The 18,716-nt window shown below is 63.0% G+C and carries 16 protein-coding genes; 4 read left to right on the top strand and 12 right to left on the bottom strand.

Features of this window, described 5'->3' with window-relative positions:
• The 3 genes from NKH22_RS01830 to NKH22_RS01820 all read right to left on the bottom strand — a co-directional run bounded on the left by NKH22_RS01830 (position 1) and on the right by NKH22_RS01820 (position 1,486).
• On the bottom strand, positions 1 to 588 hold the full coding sequence (locus NKH22_RS01830) for a hemerythrin domain-containing protein (RefSeq protein WP_023667553.1): 588 nt from the start codon (positions 586 to 588) through the stop codon (positions 1 to 3).
• 43 nt (positions 589 to 631) lie between these two features.
• Positions 632 to 991, bottom strand: coding sequence for a diacylglycerol kinase (locus NKH22_RS01825; RefSeq protein ID WP_023681553.1), 360 nt, complete (start codon positions 989 to 991; stop codon positions 632 to 634).
• Positions 992 to 1,066: 75 nt separating this feature from the next.
• Positions 1,067 to 1,486: a GFA family protein gene (locus NKH22_RS01820; protein WP_352908859.1), complete on the bottom strand. Its 420-nt coding sequence runs from the start codon at positions 1,484 to 1,486 to the stop codon at positions 1,067 to 1,069.
• 338 nt (positions 1,487 to 1,824) lie between these two features.
• Between NKH22_RS01820 and NKH22_RS01815 the strand changes: the two genes are divergently transcribed.
• The 3 genes from NKH22_RS01815 to NKH22_RS01805 all read left to right on the top strand — a co-directional run bounded on the left by NKH22_RS01815 (position 1,825) and on the right by NKH22_RS01805 (position 4,126).
• Positions 1,825 to 2,895 (top strand): GGDEF domain-containing protein, encoded by a 1,071-nt coding sequence (locus NKH22_RS01815; RefSeq protein WP_023681555.1) that lies wholly within the window; start codon positions 1,825 to 1,827, stop codon positions 2,893 to 2,895.
• Between the two features lie 105 nt (positions 2,896 to 3,000).
• Entirely contained in the window at positions 3,001 to 3,396 is a 396-nt protein-coding gene (locus NKH22_RS01810; RefSeq protein ID WP_023667557.1) for an MbcA/ParS/Xre antitoxin family protein, read from the top strand.
• Complete coding sequence (locus NKH22_RS01805) at positions 3,356 to 4,126, top strand: RES family NAD+ phosphorylase (protein WP_023729842.1); 771 nt, start codon at positions 3,356 to 3,358, stop codon at positions 4,124 to 4,126. Before NKH22_RS01810 ends, NKH22_RS01805 begins: the two co-directional genes overlap by 41 nt.
• A gap of 62 nt (positions 4,127 to 4,188) precedes the next feature.
• On the opposite strand, the gene NKH22_RS01800 is transcribed toward NKH22_RS01805, so the two are convergent.
• The 5 genes from NKH22_RS01800 to NKH22_RS01780 form a co-directional block, all read right to left on the bottom strand.
• Positions 4,189 to 5,562 carry a class II 3-deoxy-7-phosphoheptulonate synthase gene (locus NKH22_RS01800; protein ID WP_023729843.1) on the bottom strand — a complete coding sequence of 458 codons (1,374 nt, stop codon included), beginning with the start codon at positions 5,560 to 5,562 and terminating at the stop codon, positions 4,189 to 4,191.
• Between the two features lie 136 nt (positions 5,563 to 5,698).
• The gene (locus NKH22_RS01795) at positions 5,699 to 6,133 is read right to left on the bottom strand and encodes a DUF3995 domain-containing protein (RefSeq protein ID WP_352908858.1); all 435 of its coding nucleotides are present in this window, start codon (positions 6,131 to 6,133) and stop codon (positions 5,699 to 5,701) included.
• A gap of 51 nt (positions 6,134 to 6,184) precedes the next feature.
• Positions 6,185 to 6,466, bottom strand: coding sequence for an Mpo1-like protein (locus tag NKH22_RS01790; protein WP_352908856.1), 282 nt, complete (start codon positions 6,464 to 6,466; stop codon positions 6,185 to 6,187).
• A gap of 135 nt (positions 6,467 to 6,601) precedes the next feature.
• Positions 6,602 to 10,099: a transcription-repair coupling factor gene (gene mfd / locus NKH22_RS01785; RefSeq protein ID WP_352908854.1), complete on the bottom strand. Its 3,498-nt coding sequence runs from the start codon at positions 10,097 to 10,099 to the stop codon at positions 6,602 to 6,604.
• Between the two features lie 10 nt (positions 10,100 to 10,109).
• Complete coding sequence (locus tag NKH22_RS01780; RefSeq protein ID WP_023681561.1) at positions 10,110 to 10,397, bottom strand: FAD assembly factor SdhE; 288 nt, start codon at positions 10,395 to 10,397, stop codon at positions 10,110 to 10,112.
• Between the two features lie 314 nt (positions 10,398 to 10,711).
• Between NKH22_RS01780 and recG the strand changes: the two genes are divergently transcribed.
• Positions 10,712 to 12,820 (top strand): ATP-dependent DNA helicase RecG, encoded by a 2,109-nt coding sequence (gene recG / locus NKH22_RS01775; protein WP_352908853.1) that lies wholly within the window; start codon positions 10,712 to 10,714, stop codon positions 12,818 to 12,820.
• On the opposite strand, the gene NKH22_RS01770 is transcribed toward recG, so the two are convergent.
• The 4 genes from NKH22_RS01770 to NKH22_RS01755 all read right to left on the bottom strand — a co-directional run bounded on the left by NKH22_RS01770 (position 12,772) and on the right by NKH22_RS01755 (position 18,555).
• Entirely contained in the window at positions 12,772 to 13,530 is a 759-nt protein-coding gene (locus tag NKH22_RS01770; RefSeq protein WP_027050381.1) for a DUF502 domain-containing protein, read from the bottom strand. The genes recG and NKH22_RS01770 overlap by 49 nt on opposite strands.
• A 92-nt stretch (positions 13,531 to 13,622) precedes the next feature.
• Positions 13,623 to 15,446 (bottom strand): glutamine--fructose-6-phosphate transaminase (isomerizing), encoded by a 1,824-nt coding sequence (gene glmS / locus NKH22_RS01765; protein ID WP_023818156.1) that lies wholly within the window; start codon positions 15,444 to 15,446, stop codon positions 13,623 to 13,625.
• Between the two features lie 194 nt (positions 15,447 to 15,640).
• Complete coding sequence (glmU, locus tag NKH22_RS01760) at positions 15,641 to 17,014, bottom strand: bifunctional UDP-N-acetylglucosamine diphosphorylase/glucosamine-1-phosphate N-acetyltransferase GlmU (RefSeq protein WP_352908851.1); 1,374 nt, start codon at positions 17,012 to 17,014, stop codon at positions 15,641 to 15,643.
• Between the two features lie 791 nt (positions 17,015 to 17,805).
• Positions 17,806 to 18,555 (bottom strand): cytochrome c biogenesis CcdA family protein, encoded by a 750-nt coding sequence (locus tag NKH22_RS01755; RefSeq protein WP_023688319.1) that lies wholly within the window; start codon positions 18,553 to 18,555, stop codon positions 17,806 to 17,808.
• Positions 18,556 to 18,716 lie beyond the last annotated feature (161 nt).

Here is an 18,716-nt window from a genome sequence, read left to right as displayed (position 1 = left end):
TCAGTCGTCGTCCTCCACCAGAGCCCGGTCGCCGCGATCGAGGATCAGCGGGATGATGAGATCTTCCTCGTCGGCCAGATGCCGCTTCAGCATGGCGATCAGCCGGCTGTTCTCGTCCGCATAGGCGTCGGCGGCGAAGCGCTGCCTGTCCTCGCTCTCCTCGAGCGTGCGGATGAAGGCGTTCGCCGTCTCGGCGTTGCGCTCCAGCCCCTCATGAATGGTGTGATGGTCGGCATCGAGGATTTCGAAGCCGCGCTTCAGGCGCGGCTCCGCCTTGGCGAAAGCCGGGAAATATTGGTAGTCCTCGACATTGTGGTGGCCGTCGAGATTGCCGAGAAAGTGGTTCAGCCGCGGCGCGAACCAGCGCGCGAAATCCGGCGCCGTCAGCCTGCCTTCGCGATAGTCGCCAATGCCGTTGGTGAGCATGCCGCCCAGCTCTCGGAACATGTCGTGCCGCTGCAGCCACATGTTTGCCATGCCGTGGATGTTGGCGTGGCCCTGCCATGTCTCGCGCGGATATTTTTCCGCCAGCCAGCGCAGGTCTTCCGGCAGGCCGGCTCTTTCAAGCAGCAGAAAATTGGCTTCCACGACGTCAGTCTCCTTTGGTGACTAACATATGGGAGCGTTCAGATCAGATCGGTAGTCCCGTGATGCGCTCGATGAGGGCGATTCCCCAGACGCCGGCGACGATAATAACCGAAATCAGCACCGCCAGCGAGCCGCAGTCCTTGGCGAGCTGGATGTCGACGTTGAACTCGCGACTGAAGGCATCGCAGGCTGCCTCGATGCCGGTGTTCAGCACTTCGACCATGATGAGCAGCAGCACCGCGCCGATCAACAGCGCGTAGCCGCGCCACGAGACCGAGACGAACCAGCCGAGCGGCAGCGCCAGCACCAGCAGCATCAGTTCCTGCTGAAATGCCCTTTCGCTGGCGGCGAGCTTGCGAAAGGCTCGCACAGAATTGAAGTAAGCACCGATCAGCCGCTGCATGCCGCATCCCCTTCGAATCACCGGCAGGGGATATCGCAATGGCTGGATCAAGGGAATAAGGCAGCCGCCGCAAAATCACTCCTCCGCAACCTTGATCGTCGGCGTCGACTTCTCGAACTGCGGCAGTCCATCGTCGATCGTATAGTAATCGCCCTTGTCGCCGACAAAGATGTGGCATTGGCCTTCGAGCCCGGTCGGGTTGTCGAACGATCCGGCCAGAACTGAGACATAGGCATCCTGACCCGGCTTCCAGAACAGCACCGAGCCGCAGATCTTGCAAAAGCCGCGCTTGGCAAAGGAAGACGCTTCGTACCAGCTGATGTTGTCGGCGCCGGTTATCGTGATGTCGCCGTCGGCGACGTTGGTCGCGGCGTAAAAATGCCCGCTCTGCTTGCGGCACTGCGAACAGTGGCAATAAATGACGCCGCGCAACGGCCCTCGCGTCTGGAAACGCACGGCTCCACACAGGCAAGATCCGCTGTGGTTGTTGCTCATCCCTACCTCCACCAGCCATCGTCCACGGCTTCGCCGCTGGCCGAGAGGATTTCAGTTTTGCCGCAGCCGGGCACCGGCAAATGCGACATGGGGTGGGCGTGTTCGGACCTGACCTCAGGATCTTTGCAAACCATTTCTGCAGCCTGCGGTAGAACGGACGCGTTACCTGGCGGCACATTAAGGAAACTTTAGCGCCGGCGCATCTATGGTCGTTGCCAAGCGAATGTCGCGATTGGGGACGTGTCTTTCGCAGGATGATCCGAAATACGGCTGGCACTCTCCGGTCGGCGGCATCTCGCACGGTCTGCGATGGTTCCCAGAGGCAGAGTGAACAGAACATGCAGCCGGCAGCCGTCCAGACCGACCGAAACAGCGACATTGCAACAGCCGTTGTGGCGACCATGCGTCAGCTCGGCGTGCTTGGCCTGCCGCGCAATTACGAAATCTTCTACGAAGCACTGAAAGGCACCAATCGCGAACTCGGCCTGGCCGTCGTCGCGCTCGGCAACCAGCCGACGCAGGACGATCTCGACCGCATCGGCCGCGCTTTCTTTGCCCAGCATCACGGTCCCGGCATTGTCGAGCAGGCGCGCGACGTGCTGGCCAGGGAACTCGAGGACATCGCCTTGCTGCTGCGCAGCGAACGTAGCCATATCGAGAAATACGGCAAGATCCTCGATGAGACATCGAGTGGCCTCGCCAACCGCAGCCTGCTTTCGCAGGATCTGCTGCAGAAGGTCGCCAGCGCCATGGCGGCGGCCACCAACTCGACCCTCGACCACGGCAAGCAGGTTGCAACCACGCTGAGCGACAAGACGGCGGAACTGGAGAGCGTCAAGTCGAAGCTTGAGGAGTACAAGCGGCTCGCCGACACCGACCCCTTGACCCATATCTGGAACCGCCGCGCCTTCGACAAGCAAATCACGGCGATTTACACCTCCAACAAGGGGATCCTGTTCAACGCCCTGATCCTTGCCGACATCGACCATTTCAAGGGTGTCAACGATCGCTACGGCCACCCGGTCGGCGACAAGATCATCCAGATCGTCGCTGAAATCTTCCAGACCAGCATCCGTGAAGACATGTTCGTTGCCCGCACCGGCGGGGAGGAATTCGCGTTGATCGTCGAGGGCGCCAGCGAGGATACCACTTACGAGATCGCCGAACGCATCCGCGTGCTGATCGAACAGACGCCGTTCACCAGCAGCCAGACCGGCGCCAATTACGGCACGGTGACCGTTTCCATGGGCATCTGCATGGCTTCCGAAGCGGAAAGCCCGGAGGATCTTTACACCAAGGCGGACCGGGCGCTCTACCGCTCCAAGGTTGGCGGGCGCAACCGCGTCACCCGGCACTCGACAATGGCCGGCCGCACGGGCAAGAACTGGCTGCTATACAAGAAAGACTGACACTTCGGCGTGCAGCCAATTCCCGGGCACAGGCAAATTTATCGGATCCCGCCTCTTTCCATATGAATTTCAGTGGACTATATTTTCCATGGAAAGAGAGAGGCCATGTCTGTTACACAACCCAATGCCGCCCCTGATCTCACCGCGACGGCGGCCGAAAACGCGGTTCTGACCAAGGCCACGCTGCGCGCCGCCGAACTCTTGGATATAACCGCCAGGGTGCTTGCGTCGATCATCGGCGTCTCGGAAGCCACGGTTTCACGCATGCGCAGGCAGGAATTCCTGCTGGAGCGCGGCACCAAGCCGTTCGAACTCGCGGTGCTGTTCGTGCGGCTGTTCCGTTCGCTCGATGCCATTGTCGGCGGTGACGAGACGATAGCCCGGGCATGGCTGAAGAACGCCAACACGGCTTTCGATGGCAGCCCGCTTGAAAAGATCCTCACCATTACCGGGCTTGTCGATGTCATTGCCTATCTGGACTCCCGACGCGCTCTCGTCTGAAGCCGTCCGGCTCGACGGCAAATACTGGCGCATGGTCGAGGCGCAGCACCGCGTCTCGACGCTGAAGATCGTCGACACGCTGGACGAACAGGCGCTGCTCGAGGATCTGATCGAGGAGACCAAGCCGCAAATCCCCATGGAATGCCGGCATCTCCACTACCTCCTGGCGACGCCCTTCCGCTACGGCTCGATCTATCCCTACGGCTCGCGCTTCCGCCGCGCCGGCCGCACTCTGGGGGTCTACTACGCGGCGGAGACGATCATGACGGCGGTCGCCGAAATGGCCTTCTACCGCCTGCTGTTCTTCGCCGATTCGCCCGAGACGCCATGGCCGCACGACGCCGCCGAATACACCGCCTTCGCCGCCGCGATCCGTACCGACAATGCCATCGACCTGACGCGGCCGCCGCTCGACCGCGACCGGGCCCATTGGACGCATCCGACCGGCTATGCCGCCAGCCAGGCGATTGCCGATGTCGCGCGTGAGGCTGGGCTGGAGGCGATCCGTTACCGTTCGGCGCGCGACCCGAAGGGCGTCAATGTGGCGCTGCTGACATGCCGCGGCTTTACCAAGGCCAAGCCGCTGGAGCCGCACACATGGCGCATCCGGCTGGGCTCCCTCGGCGTCCAGGCCATCTCAGAATTTCCGGAGAAGCGGATCGAGTTTTCCAGAACTGCCTTTGCCAACGATCCCCGGCTCAACGGATTGCGCTGGGAACGCGGGCGTTGATCTAAACGAAAAAGCGCCGGATTTCTCCGGCGCTTATCATTTCAGTTTCTGAAAACAGGCTCTCAGCCGTTCACGGCCTGCTTGTGCCGGATCGGATGGGTCTTCTTCAAGAGGTCGGACACCAGGAACGCCAGCTCGATCGCCTGGTCGGCGTTGAGGCGCGGGTCGCAATGGGTGTGGTAGCGATCCTGCAGTTCCTCTGCGGTGATGGCGCGGGCGCCGCCGGTGCATTCGGTGACGTTCTTGCCGGTCATCTCGACATGGATGCCGCCCGGGTGCGTGCCCTCAGCGCGATGCACTTCGAAGAAGGTCTGTACTTCCTTGAGGATGCGGTCGAATGGCCGCGTCTTGTAGCCGGCTGCCTCGATGGTGTTGCCGTGCATCGGGTCGGACGACCACACGACGCTGCGGCCTTCCTTCTGCACCGCGCGCACCAGCTTCGGCAGATGGTCGGCGACCTTGTCGGAGCCGAAGCGGGCGATCAGCGTCAGCCGGCCCGGCTCGTTCTCCGGATTGAGCAGGTCGATGAGCTCCAGCAGGCCGTCAGTCGTCAGCGACGGGCCGCATTTGAGGCCGAGCGGGTTCTTGATGCCGCGGCAATATTCGACATGCGCATGGTCGGGCTGTCGGGTGCGGTCGCCGATCCAGATCATGTGGCCCGACGTGGCGTACCAGTCGCCGGAGGTCGAATCGACGCGGGTCAGCGCCTCTTCATAGCCGAGCAGCAGCGCCTCGTGACTGGTGTAAAAGTCGGTCTCGCGCAGCGCGTAGTTGGTCTCCGAGGTGATGCCGACGGCCTTCATGAAGTCCATCGTCTCGGTGATGCGGTTGGCGAGCATGCCATACTTCTCGCCCTGCGGGCTGTCGGAGACGAAACCCAGCATCCAGCTATGCACGTTCTCTAGGCTGGCATAGCCGCCCTGGGCGAAGGCGCGCAACAGGTTGAGCGTCGCCGCCGACTGGCGGTAAGCCATCTCCTGGCGGGCCGGGTCGGGAATGCGCGACTTCGGGTCGAACTCGATGCCATTGATGATGTCGCCACGGTAGCTCGGCAGCGTCACTTCGCCCTTGGTCTCATTGTCGGACGAGCGCGGCTTGGCGAACTGGCCGGCAACACGGCCGACCTTCACCACCGGCTGTGCGCCGGCAAAGGTCAGCACCACCGACATCTGCAGGAAGACGCGGAAGAAGTCGCGGATGTTGTCCGCGCCATGCTCGGCGAAACTCTCGGCGCAATCGCCGCCCTGCAGAAGGAATGCGTCACCGGCAGCGACAGCTGCAAGTTGCTTCTTCAGCTTGCGCGCCTCACCTGCAAAAACCAGCGGCGGAAAGGTGGCGAGCTGGGCTTCCGTGCTCTTCAGCGCGGCAAGGTCCGGATAGGCAGGAACCTGCTTGATCGGCTTCGCTCTCCAAGAATTCGGCGACCATTTCGTCATCGCTGCACCCAAACGCCTTTTCCAGCAGGCTTTTGCCCGCCATTCCCGCCCCACATGGGGATCGCGGCTCCATACACGAAGCCGATTTCCTATTCTAGACCGGAATTCAAGCGCTGGCGAATGGGTGGCTGGCAGTTCACTCTGCCGTCTGTGACAAAGCGAGATAGAAAAGGCCCAGCCCCAGCAGCAGACATGACGGACTGTAGAACCAGCTGTCGTAGCTGGCAAAACGCGTGGTCCTGACCCGCTTGAACAGCCCGAAATACCGGGACCAGCTCAACGCCCGCGCGCTGAAGATGATCGCCCACAAGATGATGCCGGCCTTCAGCAACGGTTGTGGCAGCGGCAGGCGGACCGCGCCGGTGAAGCCGAGAACCAGCAGCAGCACCACCGCCAGGATCACCCCCACCGCCATCGCCCCAAAGGCCATCTCCTTGATGGCGGGAGTGCCGTCCTCGCGCTGCGGCAGCGCGACGCCGGCGCCAAGGCGCCCACCGAAACCCCAATAGAGATGAAAGCCGGCCCCGAGCAGCAGAATGGCCGAACAGAGAGCGACAACCGCTGTCGCCATGCTATCGGGCGACCTCGTCCAATCGCCTGAGCTGGCGACCGAGCCCACCTGTCAGATCAAGTGCAAGCATGCGCAGCAAGGCGATGGCGCTCCATAACGGCCGATCCGCAAACGGCTTGTTGCTGTTGTGCTCAAGGAAAGGGTGAGTGAGAAAGCCGCGACATAGAAGAACGGAATGATGACCAGGAAAGCCCACCAGACGACGAGAAAGGAGGCCGCGATCCCGGCGAGCGGCGCGAAAAACAGGCCGATATAGTGGACAAACCGAGTCGAAGGTTTTGAATGGCCGGCAAGATAACCGAGCCAGTATTCATCGAAGGTCTGCGGGTTCATGGATTTCCCCGTTCAGCGATGAGTTGCAGGATCCATCTGATCCCTTGGGTCAAACTGATCCCTTGGGCCAAAATACTTCAATGGCTCCAATCGTCGCAGACCCAGAAGCGATCTTTGCTAAGCGAAGTCCCACAACTAGGCGGCCTTCTCCACCAGCCGCGCCAACTGCGTCATGACGACAGCCGAGCCCGCCAGGCGCTTTTCCGCCGTCGGCCAGTCGCGGATGAAGACCACGCTGTGGTCGGCCCTGATCTTGGCCAGCGAGCCCTGTTCGCCGATGTACTTGACCAGCCCGACCGGGTTGGAAAACTCGCGCTTGCGGAAATGGATGACGACGCCCTTGGGGCCGGCATCCAGCTTTTCGACATTGGCCCTGCGGCATAGCGCCTTGATGAAGACAATCTTCAAGAGATGTTTCACTTCCTCCGGCAGCGGACCGAAACGATCGATCAGCTCGGCGCCAAAGGCGTCGATTTCCTCCGTGTTTTCGAGATCGCCAAGGCGGCGGTAAAGCGCCAGCCTGAGCTGCAGGTCCGGCACATAGCTCTCCGGGATCATGACCGCCGTGCCCACCGCGATCTGCGGCGACCAGCCGCCATCCTGCACCTCACCGGAATCCTTCACCTCGGCCACCGCCTCCTCCAGCATCTGCTGGTAGAGCTCAAAGCCGACCTCCTTGATGTGTCCGGATTGTTCTTCGCCGAGTAGATTGCCGGCGCCCCTGATGTCGAGGTCGTGGCTGGCGAGCTGGAAGCCGGCGCCAAGCGTGTCCAGCGATTGCAGCACCTTCAGCCGGCGCTCGGCGGTGTCGGTGAGCTTGCGATTGGCCGGCAGCGTGAACAACGCATATGCCCGCACCTTGGAACGGCCGACGCGGCCGCGCAGCTGGTAGAGCTGCGACAGGCCGAACATATCGGCGCGATGGATGATCAGCGTGTTGGCGGTCGGAATGTCGAGCCCGGATTCGACGATGGTGGTCGACAACAGCACGTCGTACTGGCCGTCATAGAAGGCGTTCATGATGTCGTCGAGTTCGCCCGGCGGCATCTGGCCATGGGCCACCGCCACCTTCAGCTCGGGGACGGATTCGCGCAGGAAATCATGGATTTCGGCGAGATCGCTGATGCGCGGAACGACATAGAAGGAATGGCCGCCGCGGTAGCGTTCGCGCAGCAGCGTCTCGCGGATGACCAGCGGGTCGAAAGGCGAGATGAAGGTGCGCACCGCCATGCGGTCGACCGGCGGCGTGGCGATCAGCGACAGTTCGCGCACGCCGGTCAAGGCAAGCTGCAGCGTGCGCGGGATCGGCGTCGCCGACAGCGTCAGCACGTGGACGTCGGTCTTGAGGTCCTTCAGCCGTTCCTTGTGCTTGACGCCAAAATGCTGCTCCTCGTCGATGATCAGCAGGCCGAGATTCTTGAACGAGATCGCCGACCCGAGCAGTGCATGGGTGCCGATGACGATGTCGACCTGCCCCTCGGCGATGGCTTTCTTGGTTTCCGCCAGTTCCTTGGCGCCGACCAGCCGCGAGGCCTGGCCGACGCGGATCGGCAGGCCGGAGAAGCGCTGCGAAAAAGTCTTGAAATGCTGGCGCGACAACAGCGTCGTCGGCACCACGACCGCGACCTGGAACCCTTCCATCGCCGCGATGAAGGCGGCGCGCAACGCCACTTCGGTCTTGCCGAAGCCGACATCGCCGCAGATCAGCCGGTCCATCGGCTTGCCGGCGCCGAGATCGTCCACGACGGCATCGATCGCGCCCTGCTGGTCGTCGGTCTCCTCATAGGGAAAGCGCGCCGAGAATTCGCCGTAAAGCCCTTCCGCCGGCACCATAGGCGGCGCGGTACGCATCTGGCGCTCGGCGGCAATGCGGATCAACTGTCCGGCCATGTCGAGCAGGCGCTTCTTCAGCCGCGCCTTGCGCGACTGCCAGGCGCCGCCGCCGAGCTTGTCCAGCGTCGCCTCGGCTGTGTCAGAGCCGTAGCGCGACAGAAGCTCGATGTTTTCCACCGGCAGGAACAGCCGGTCGTCGCCGGCATAGTGGATTTCCAGGCAGTCATGCGGCGCGCCGACCGCCTCGATGGTGCGCAGGCCGATGAAGCGGCCAATGCCGTGATCGGCGTGGACGACGATGTCGCCGGCCGACAGCGACGAGGCCTCGGCGATGAAATCCGACGCGCGCTTCTTGCGCTTCGAGCGGCGGATCAGCCGGTCGCCCAGAATGTCCTGCTCGGCGACGACGACCAGCTGTTCGGTCTCGAAGCCGGATTCCAGCGGCAGCACGGCGAGTACCGCCTGCCCCGGCTCGAGCTTTTCCGCCTCGGCCAGCGTCGCCACCGGCACGAGATTGCCGAGATGGTGCTCGGCCAGGATCTGGCCCAACCGGTCGAGCGAGCCTTCGGTCCAGCCGGCGACGATGACCCGGCGGCGCGCCGCGCGCTCGTCAGCGATGTGTTTTACGACGACATCGAAGACGTTGATGTTTGGGTCAGCCCGTTCCTCGGCAAAGCTGCGGCCATGGCGCGAGCCGCCATGGAAGACCTTCTTGGCCCCGACATCGGGCGCGTCGAAGGCGGTGAAGTCGATGGCTTCGCGCGGTCCGAGCGACGCCACGAGGTTTTCCGGTGAGAGATAGAGCAGGTCCGGCGCCACCGGCTTGTAGGGCACGGCGTCCTTCAACGCGGCGTCGGCCTGTTTGCGGCGCGCTTCGTAGTGGTCGAGGATTAGCGTGTGACGCTCAGCCAGCGCTTCGTGCGCCAGATGGTCGAAGATGACAGGCGCATCCGGCAGATAATCAAACACTGTCTCCAGCCGCTCGTAGAACAGCGGCAGCCAGTGCTCCATGCCGGCAAAGCGCCGCCCTTCGCTCACCGCCGCATAAAGGCCGTCGTCGCGCTGCGGCGCGCCAAAGGCTTCGATATAGGAGCGGCGGAAGCGGCTGATGGTTTCGGGGGTCAGCGCCACTTCACTCATCGCCTGCAGCGCCATCGACTTGCGCTGGCCGGTGGTGCGCTGCGTGGCGGCGTCGAAGACGCGGATCGATTCCAGCGTGTCGCCGAAGAAATCGAGCCGCAGTGCTTCCGTCCAGCCGGGTGCGTAGAGGTCGAGGATGCCGCCGCGCACGGCGAATTCGCCGATACCGCGCACCGTCGGCACTCGCTCGAAGCCGGAAATCTCCAGCCGGGACACCAGCGCGTTCATGTCGATTTGGTTGCCGGGCTTTGCGTGGAAAGTCTGCGCTTCGACCAGATCGGCCGGCGGAATGCGCTGCAGCAGCGCATTGGCAGTGGTCAGGATGACCGCGCGATGCGGCTTTTTTGCCAGCGCGATCATTGCCGTCAGGGCGTCGAGCCGCTTGGCGGCGGCATCGGAGCCTGGCGAAACGCGGTCATAGGGCAGGCAATCCCAGGCCGGCAACTCCAGCACCGGCAGGCCGGGGGCGGCAAAGGTCAGCGCCTCGATGATCGACGGCAGGCGCTGGCCGTCGCGCGCCACGAACAGCACCGGTTTGTCAGGCGCAATCTCATGGATCGCCTGCACCAGCGCAAAGGCTTCGTAGCCATCGGCAACGCCGTCGACGATGAACTGGCCGGCACGGCCTTTCGGCAGACCGATTTTGGGAATGAGGCTCATGGTTGCACGTTTAAAATGTCATGGTCCGGCGCGATGCCAGGATCTTTTGCAGGACGGCACAGTCGATATTCCTGGGAACCGGGCGTTCGCCGGTGACCATGGGCAGGAATTCGGTGTCGGGGATGTCGAGGAGCCTTTCATATTGGTCGATTTCATCGCCGGTCAAGGCGCCGATCTCGTTGTCGGCAAACGTACCGAGGATAAGGTCCATCTCGCGCATCCCGCGATGCCAGGAGCGGAACAACAGCTTGCGGCGCCTGATATCCAGCCCCTCGCTTGATCGTTTCGTCCCGGTCATCGTGCCGCATCCTTGCTTGGTGCGGCGCATATAGCGTGGATAGAGGGCGGTGTCAGCCTTGCAACGCACGGGTGGGCGGCTAAACATCCCTGGTGTGAAGAACACTCCTGACAACGCTGGTGCCGGACACCGCCCGCACTTCACCCTCCCCCTTGTGGGGAGGGTCGGCGAGCACGCTTCGCAAAGCGAAGCGAGTGAGACGGGGTGGGGGTGCGGCGCTGACCTACCGACTTCCTCGAAAGTTAGCCGCGCACCTACCCCCATCCCGCTCCGCTTCGAGGATCGACCCTCCCCACAGGGGGGAGAGTGAAGCCATGCGCCCCTCCCTCCTCGACCCTCTCTTCGTCCCGATCACTTCGCTTGCCGGCGTCGGCCCCAAGGTTGGCGCTCTGATCGAGAAGGTGGTGGCGGCCGATCTCGGCGAACGGCCGGCGCGCGCCGGCGACCTGTTGTTCGTTCTGCCGCACACCGTCATAGACCGCCGCAATCGTCCCGGCATCGCGCTTGCGCCGGCCGGCGCCATCGTCACGCTCGACGTGCGCATCGACCGCCACCAGCCGCCGCCGCGCGGCAACCGGTCGGTGCCTTACCGCGTCTATGCCCATGACGACACCGGCGAGATCGGCCTGATCTTCTTCCACGCCCATGCCGCCTATCTCGAAAAGGCGATGCCGGTGGGCGAGCATGTCGTCGTCTCCGGCCGCATGGAGTGGTTCAACGGCCGCCCGACCATGGTCCATCCCGACCATATCGCCCTGGTGAGCGAGGCGGAAACACTGCCGCTGGTCGAACCGGTCTATCCGCTGACCGCCGGCCTGTCGGGCAAGGTGCTGCGCCGCGCCATCGGCCAGGCGCTCGGCCGGCTGCCGGAATTGTCGGAATGGCAGGACGGCGCCTTCATGCGCAAGCAGACTTTCCCCGCCTTCGCCGACGCGCTCGCCCGCATCCACTATCCCGCGGACCCGATCGATGTCGCCATCGAGGGGGTGGCATGGCGCCGCCTTGCCTATGACGAGCTTCTCGCCGGCCAGGTCTCGCTGGCATTGGTGCGGGCAAAAGTGCGCCGCCTGTCGGGCCGGCCGCTCATCGGCGACGGTCGCATCGTTGAGAAACTGCGCGCAGCCCTGCCCTATTCATTGACCGGCAGCCAGGAATTCGCGCTTGCCGAAATCAATGCCGATCTGGCCGACCCCGAGCGCATGCTGCGCCTGCTGCAAGGCGATGTCGGCTCCGGCAAGACGGTGGTGGCGCTGCTGGCCATGGGGCGCGCAGTCGAGGCCGGTGGCCAGGCGGCATTGATGGCGCCGACCGAGATCCTGGCGCGCCAGCATTTGGCGACAATCACGCCGCTGGCCGAACAGGCCGGCCTGCGCGTCGCTATCCTGACCGGCCGCGAAAAGGGCCGCGAACGCACTGAAACGCTATCAGGTCTCGCCAGCGGCGAGATCGCCATCGTCGTCGGCACCCATGCGCTGTTCCAGGAAACGGTGACCTATCACGACCTCGTCTTTGCCGTGGTCGACGAGCAACACCGCTTCGGCGTCCACCAGCGGCTTGCCATCACCGCCAAGGGCGACGCCCCCGACATGCTGGTGATGACGGCGACGCCGATCCCGCGCACTCTGGTGCTGACCGCCTTCGGCGACATGGACGTCTCCAAGCTGACGGAAAAGCCGATCGGCCGCCAGCCGATCCGCACCGTCACGCTGCCGCTGGAACGGCTGGACGAGCTGGTCGGGCGCATGCTTGATGCCGTTGCCGACGGCCAGAAGATCTACTGGATCTGCCCGCTGGTCGAGGAATCCGAAGAGATCAAGCTGATGTCGGCCGAGGACCGTTTTGCCTCGCTGCAGCCCTTGTTCGGCGATCGAATCGGCCTCGTCCATGGCCGCATGAAGGGCGCCGAAAAGGACGAGGCGATGCGCGCGTTCAAGGCCGGCGAAACCCGCATCCTGATCGCCACCACCGTCATCGAGGTCGGCGTCGACGTGCCGGACGCCACCATCATGGTCATCGAGCATGCCGAACGTTTTGGCCTGGCGCAACTGCACCAGTTGCGCGGCCGCGTCGGCCGCGGCGACAAGCCTTCTTCCTGCGTGCTGCTCTACAAGGACCCGCTCGGCGAAACGGCCAAGCGCCGGCTGTCGGTGATGCGCGAGACCGAGGACGGGTTCCTGATCGCCGAAGAGGATCTGAAGCTGCGCGGCGAAGGCGAATTGCTCGGCACCCGCCAGTCCGGCACGCCGGGCTTCCAGGTGGCGCGCATCGAGGTGCACGCCGACTTGCTCGAAGCAGCCCGCGACGATGCAAGGCTGATCCTGTCGCGTGATCCGGAACTACAGTCTGAGCGCGGCGAGGCGCTGCGGCTGCTGCTCTATTTGTTCGGCCGCGACGAGGCCGTGCGGCTCTTGCGTGCCGGCTGAGCCAAAGCACCAAGCGGCGGGTTGGCGAGATCTCCGTCGATCGGCTGGCCGTTCATCGTCACCATCTTCGGCTTGACTTCGGGCGCCACCAGCCCGGCCGAGACGATCAGCCTGGCGCCGTCCTCAATCGTCATGTCGAGCAGCACGATGTCGGATTTCGGCACGTACATCAGGAAACCGGTGGTAGGGTTCGGCGTGCACGGCATGAACACGGCGATCATCGGGTCGCCTGCATGGTCGAGCTTCTGGTTGATCTCGGTTTCCTTTTCACTGGCGACGAACACCAGCGACCAGACGCCTTTTCGCGGATATTCGACCAGCCCGACTTGGCGGAACATATCACCCTTGTTCGAAAGCACCGTCTGGAATATCTGCTTCAGCGAACCGTAGATGCCGCGCACCAGCGGCATACGGCCAAGCAGCCGTTCGCCGAAATTGACGATCGCGCGGCCGACGATGTTGGCGGTCATGAAGCCGATCAGCGTGATCAGCACGAGCGCCACGATCAGGCCGAAGCCGGGCACCGGAAACGGCAAATAGGTGTCGGGGCTGTAGCGCGCCGGAATGTACGGCTTCACCCAGGAATCGACCCAGCCGACGAACGACCAGGCGATATAGGCGGTGATCGCCAGCGGCGCGCAGACGATAAAGCCTGTGAGGAAATAGTTCCTCAGCCGGGTCATGCCGGAAGTTCTGGGAGCATCGGACATGGTTCACCGGGGACGCGGGTTGCAGCGCCACACTAGTGAAGCGAACGGCGCTTTGGAACTGCGAAGTTTTTAAGACCCCCGATGAGCGCCGACTACTCCACCGTCACCGATTTCGCCAGATTGCGCGGCTGGTCGACGTCTGTCCCCATAAAGACGGCGGCGTAGTAGGCCAGCATCTGGATCGGCAGCGCGTAGATGATCGGCGAGATGATTTCCGGCACGTCGGGCAGGATGATCGTCTCCATCGTCTTGACGCTGACCTGCGCCGCGCCCTTGGCGTCGGTGATCAGGATGATCTTGCCGCCGCGCGCCGCCACTTCCTGCATGTTCGACACGGTCTTTTCGAAGATGCGGTCATGCGGCGCGATGACGATGACCGGCATGTTCTCGTCGATCAGCGCGATCGGCCCGTGCTTCAGTTCGCCCGCGGCGTAGCCCTCGGCATGGATGTAGGAGATTTCCTTAAGTTTGAGCGCGCCTTCCATGGCCAGCGGGAAATTGGTGTCGCGGCCGAGATAGAGCACGTCCTTGTAGCGCGAGATTTCGCGCGCGATGCGCTCGATCTGCTCTTCAAGCTTCAGCACCTGGTTAGCGTAGCGCGGCGCCTCCGAAAGCGCGCGCACCAGCGTCTTTTCCTCGTCCTTCGAGATCGTACCGCGCGCCACGCCGGCGCGTACCGCAAGCGACGCCAGCACCGAGAGCTGGCAGGTGAAAGCCTTGGTCGAGGCGACGCCGATCTCCGGCCCGGCCAGTGTCGGCAGCACGACGTCGGATTCGCGCGCCATGGTCGATTCGCGCACGTTGACGATGGCGCCGATCTTCATGCCGGCCTTGCGGCAATAGCGCAGCGAGGCCAGCGTGTCGGCAGTTTCGCCCGACTGCGAGATGAAGAAGGCGGCATCATCCGCCGATAGCGGCATTTCGCGGTAGCGGAATTCCGAGGCGACATCGATGTCGACCGGCAGCCGCGCATAGCGCTCGAACCAGTATTTGCTGATCAGCCCGGCGAGATAGGCAGTGCCGCAGGCCGAGATCGCCAGCCGGCTGATCTTGGCGAAATCGAAAGGCAGGTCCAGCGGCTTCGACACGCCGGAGACGAAATCGACATAGTGCGCCAGCGTGTGCGAGATCACTTCCGGCTGCTCATGGATTTCCTTTTCCATGAAGTGGCGGCGGTTGCCCTTGTCGACCATGAAGCTGGTCGACAGCGATTGCTGGCGCTTGCGCTCGACCTTCTTGCCGTCGATGTCGAAGATGGTGACGCCGTCGCGGCGTACCACCGCCCAGTCACCGTCTTCGAGATAGGTGATCGAGTTGGTGAACGGGGCGAGCGCAATGGCGTCGGAGCCCAGGAACATTTCGCCATCGCCATGGCCGACGGCCAGCGGCGGGCCGTTGCGGGCGCCAACGATGAGATCCTCATCGCCAGTGAACATGATGGCCAGCGCAAAGGCGCCTTCCAGCCGCTTCAGCGCCTGGTGCGCTGCCTCGATCGGCTTCAGTCCTTTGGCGAGTTCCCGCGCCACCAGATGTGCGACAACTTCGGTGTCGGTCTGCGACGAGAAGACATAGCCGTCGCGGATCAGCTCGTCGCGCAATTCGGCGAAATTCTCGATGATGCCGTTGTGGACGATGGCGACGCCGTCGGAGAAATGCGGATGCGCATTGGTCTCGTTGGGCACGCCATGGGTGGCCCAGCGCGTATGGCCGATGCCGATCGTGCCATCGAGCGGCTCGTTTTTCAGCAGGCGTTCGAGGTTGATCAGCTTGCCTTCGGCGCGGCGGCGGCCGAGCGCGCCCTTCTCGACTGTAGCGACGCCGGCCGAGTCATAGCCACGATATTCAAGCCGCTTCAAAGCATCGACAATGAGCGGCGCGACTTGGCTCTGGCCGACAATTCCGACGATACCGCACATGCGCCTGCCCCCGATTCACCTGGAAAACCAGTCCCGATGGAAAACCAGCGCTATCTAGGGATTGCCGGCCCGCCGCGAAAGTCACTTTGCGTTTCGTCTGCTGTAACGGAACGCTTCTCAACCCGATGCACCATGACACACCGCTCTTGCAATCCGGTTACCGCAATTCCTCGGTTGTTCAATTGCTTCGGCGGTTAATGGCCGGTGCCGGCCTTTTTCTTCGCCGCTGCGGCAGACGCGAAGCGCTCGCGCAATTCCTTGCCCTTGCCGGGAATGGTCTTCTGGCGGGCGCGGCCGAAGGCCAGCGCATCGTCCGGCACGCTTTCGGTTATGACGCTACCCGATGCGATGTAGCCGCCCTTGCCGATCGTAACCGGCGCCACCAGCGACGAGTTCGAACCGATGAAGGCGCCCTCGCCGATGTCGGTGAAAAACTTCGAGTAGCCGTCATAGTTGCAGGTAATGGTGCCGGCGCCGATATTGGCCCCCGCGCCCACACGGGCATCGCCGATATAAGTCAGATGATTGACCTTGGCGCCCTCCTCGATGACCGCCTGCTTGACCTCGCAGAAATTGCCGACCTTGGCTTTCTCGCGGAGATCGGCGCCTGGCCTGAGCCGTGCGAACGGACCGACGTCGCAATTGGCAGCGACGGTCGCGCCTTCGATGTGGCTGAAGGCGTGGATCTTGGCGCCGCCGGCGATTTTCACGCCCGGGCCGAACCAGACATTGGGCTCGACGATGGTGTCGGCGCCGATTTCGGTATCGTGCGAGAAATACACGGTGTCCGGCGCAATCAGCGTTACGCCCGACAGCATCGCCTCGTCCCGACGACGCTGTTGCCAGATGCCTTCCGCCTGCGCCAGCTCGGCCCTGTTGTTGATGCCGAGCGCGCTCTCGAAGCTCGTTTCGGTGGCGACGACATCGAGCCCTTTCGCACTGGCGATCTCGACGATGTCGGTGAGATAGTACTCGCCCTTGGCGTTCTTGTTGCCGACCTTGTCGAGCAGTTCGAGCGCATGAGCGCCGGCCACCGCCATCATGCCGGCATTGCAGAAGCCGATCTTCTTTTCCTCGGCGGAGCAGTCCTTCTCCTCGCGGATGGCGGTGAGCTTGCCACCTTTTTCGATCAGCCGGCCATAGCCGGCCGGGCTGGGCGGACGGAAACCGATCACCACGACGGCCGCGCCATCGGCAAGCTTTTGCCGCGCGGTCACCAGGGCTTCAGCATCGATCAGCGGCGTGTCGCCGAACATCACGAGAATGTCGTCATAACCCGTTGATATTGCACCGCGTGCGGCCAGCACCGCATGCGCGGTGCCGAGCCGCTTCTCCTGCACGAACGTCTCGGCCTTGGGCGCGAACTTCGCCGCTGCCTTGCGCATATCCTCGGCGCCATGGCCGATCACCAGCGCCTGGCTGCGGGCGCCGGCGGCCTCTGCCGCCCTCACCACATGGGCGACCATCGGCAGTCCGGCGATCTGGTGCAGCACCTTCGGCGTCGCGCTCTTCATGCGCGTGCCTTCACCGGCGGCGAGGATAACGGACAGGCAGGATCTGGTTTGCATGTTGGGAGTTTCCGAAGACCGAGATTCGTTGCAGTCTTAGCACCGGAGGCATCGCGGTCCAATGCGGCTGAATTTCGGTAGAAACCTAACAAAGACCCTTGGCGGTCGTCAGGTAAGTATGGTCATCCGCAGGAGACAGAAAGTGCTTTGGGGATGAATACCAGATTTCGTTCCCGCGAGCTGTCAGTTGGGCCTTTCGGTCCGATTTCGACAAACGGCGGCGATTTGAGTTGGAGAATTCGCCTGCTTTTGACGAGATTGTAGAGCGAATATGCAAGGAAGCCGCTTCAAGAAAGATAGATGCGTCTGTAAGGCCCGGGAACCGAGCCGAATTATTCGGGTGTCATCGCGCTGGGTTTTGTTTGCGGGTTAAGCCAACGACCTTTGACATTTTCTTTAATAGCCCCACGGGTTTGCGAGCTCAGTATCTAGTTCATCCTGATCTTGGACAGGCGGCAAACTGCGTGTTGATCGCGGCTCTCAGATTGCAGTTGCTTGATGCCTATAAGAAGGAATCGCTACCGATTGCGCATAAAAATTGGTCAATCGACAACTCCATCGACGCAACATCGGCAAGGATATGGCGATACGAGTTGGTCTCTACCGCACCCAAACACGATCTTAACATCCCAGGGTGGGACGGACATGGATCGTCCGCCCCAATGGGAGAATGCTTAGTTGTAAATGGTGCGTGGATCGACTCGGATGGCCAGGAGGTAGTCATTCCGGAGAAGATCGGACGGCGATTTGAAGTGCACAGAAGCGGATATTCCTAGGGTCAAGCCCAGCACCTACCCCAGCCGGCCCAGCACCGGAAAATTCTCTAGCAGCCAGTAGGACACCGTCTGCACGCCGCCGGTGAGAAAGAACACCCCGGCGACGACCAGCAGCGCGCCGATCGCCTTTTCGACGCGACCGAGATGGACGCGGAACCTGCCGAGGAAGCGCATGAAGGCGCCGGAGAACAGGGCAGCGATCAGGAACGGAATGCCGAGGCCAAGCGAATAGGCGGCGAGCAGCAGCGCCCCCTCGCCCACCGTCTCGCGGCCGCCGGCCAAGGTCAGGATCGGCCCCAGCACCGGGCCGATGCACGGCGTCCAGCCAAAGGCGAAGGCCAGCCCCATGACATAGGCGGCGACCATGCTGGCGGGCTTGCCCTGCGACTGGAAGCGCGCCTCGCGCGACAAAAGTGGTATGCGCAGGATGCCGAGGAAATTCAGCCCCATCAGGATGATCAGCACCCCGGCAGCCATCGCCAGCGGCTCCTGCCACACGCGCAGCCAATGGCCGATGGTCGAGGCGCCGGCGCCGAGCGCCACGAATACCGTGGAGAAACCGAGTACGAAGGCGAGCGAGGAATAGATGAGCGCGCCGCGGGCGCCGGCCTTGGCCGCGACGCCGGCACCGCCACCGCGAAAGTCGTCGACCGACACGCCGGCCATGTAGCAGAGATAGGGCGGCACCAGCGGCAGCACGCAAGGCGACAGGAACGAGATCGCCCCCGCTCCGACCGCGCTGACATAGCCGATGTCCAATGGCATTCCAGAACTCCAGATTCCTTGGCGCCGATATAGCGACGCAAAATCGTGTTCGCCAATCACCATCGTGTGGAATTTGGCTACAGATACGATCCGGCCGGACGAATTGTTGTCGGCCAATCCCAAGTTGACCAAGCCGGGGAAGAAATGTCCCTCGCCGAACG

The organism is Mesorhizobium sp. M1252, assembly GCF_040318265.1.
Classification (GTDB): domain Bacteria; phylum Pseudomonadota; class Alphaproteobacteria; order Rhizobiales; family Rhizobiaceae; genus Mesorhizobium.
The sequence above is the reverse complement of the archived record's forward strand: the minus strand, read 5'-3'. Positions and strand labels throughout refer to the sequence as shown.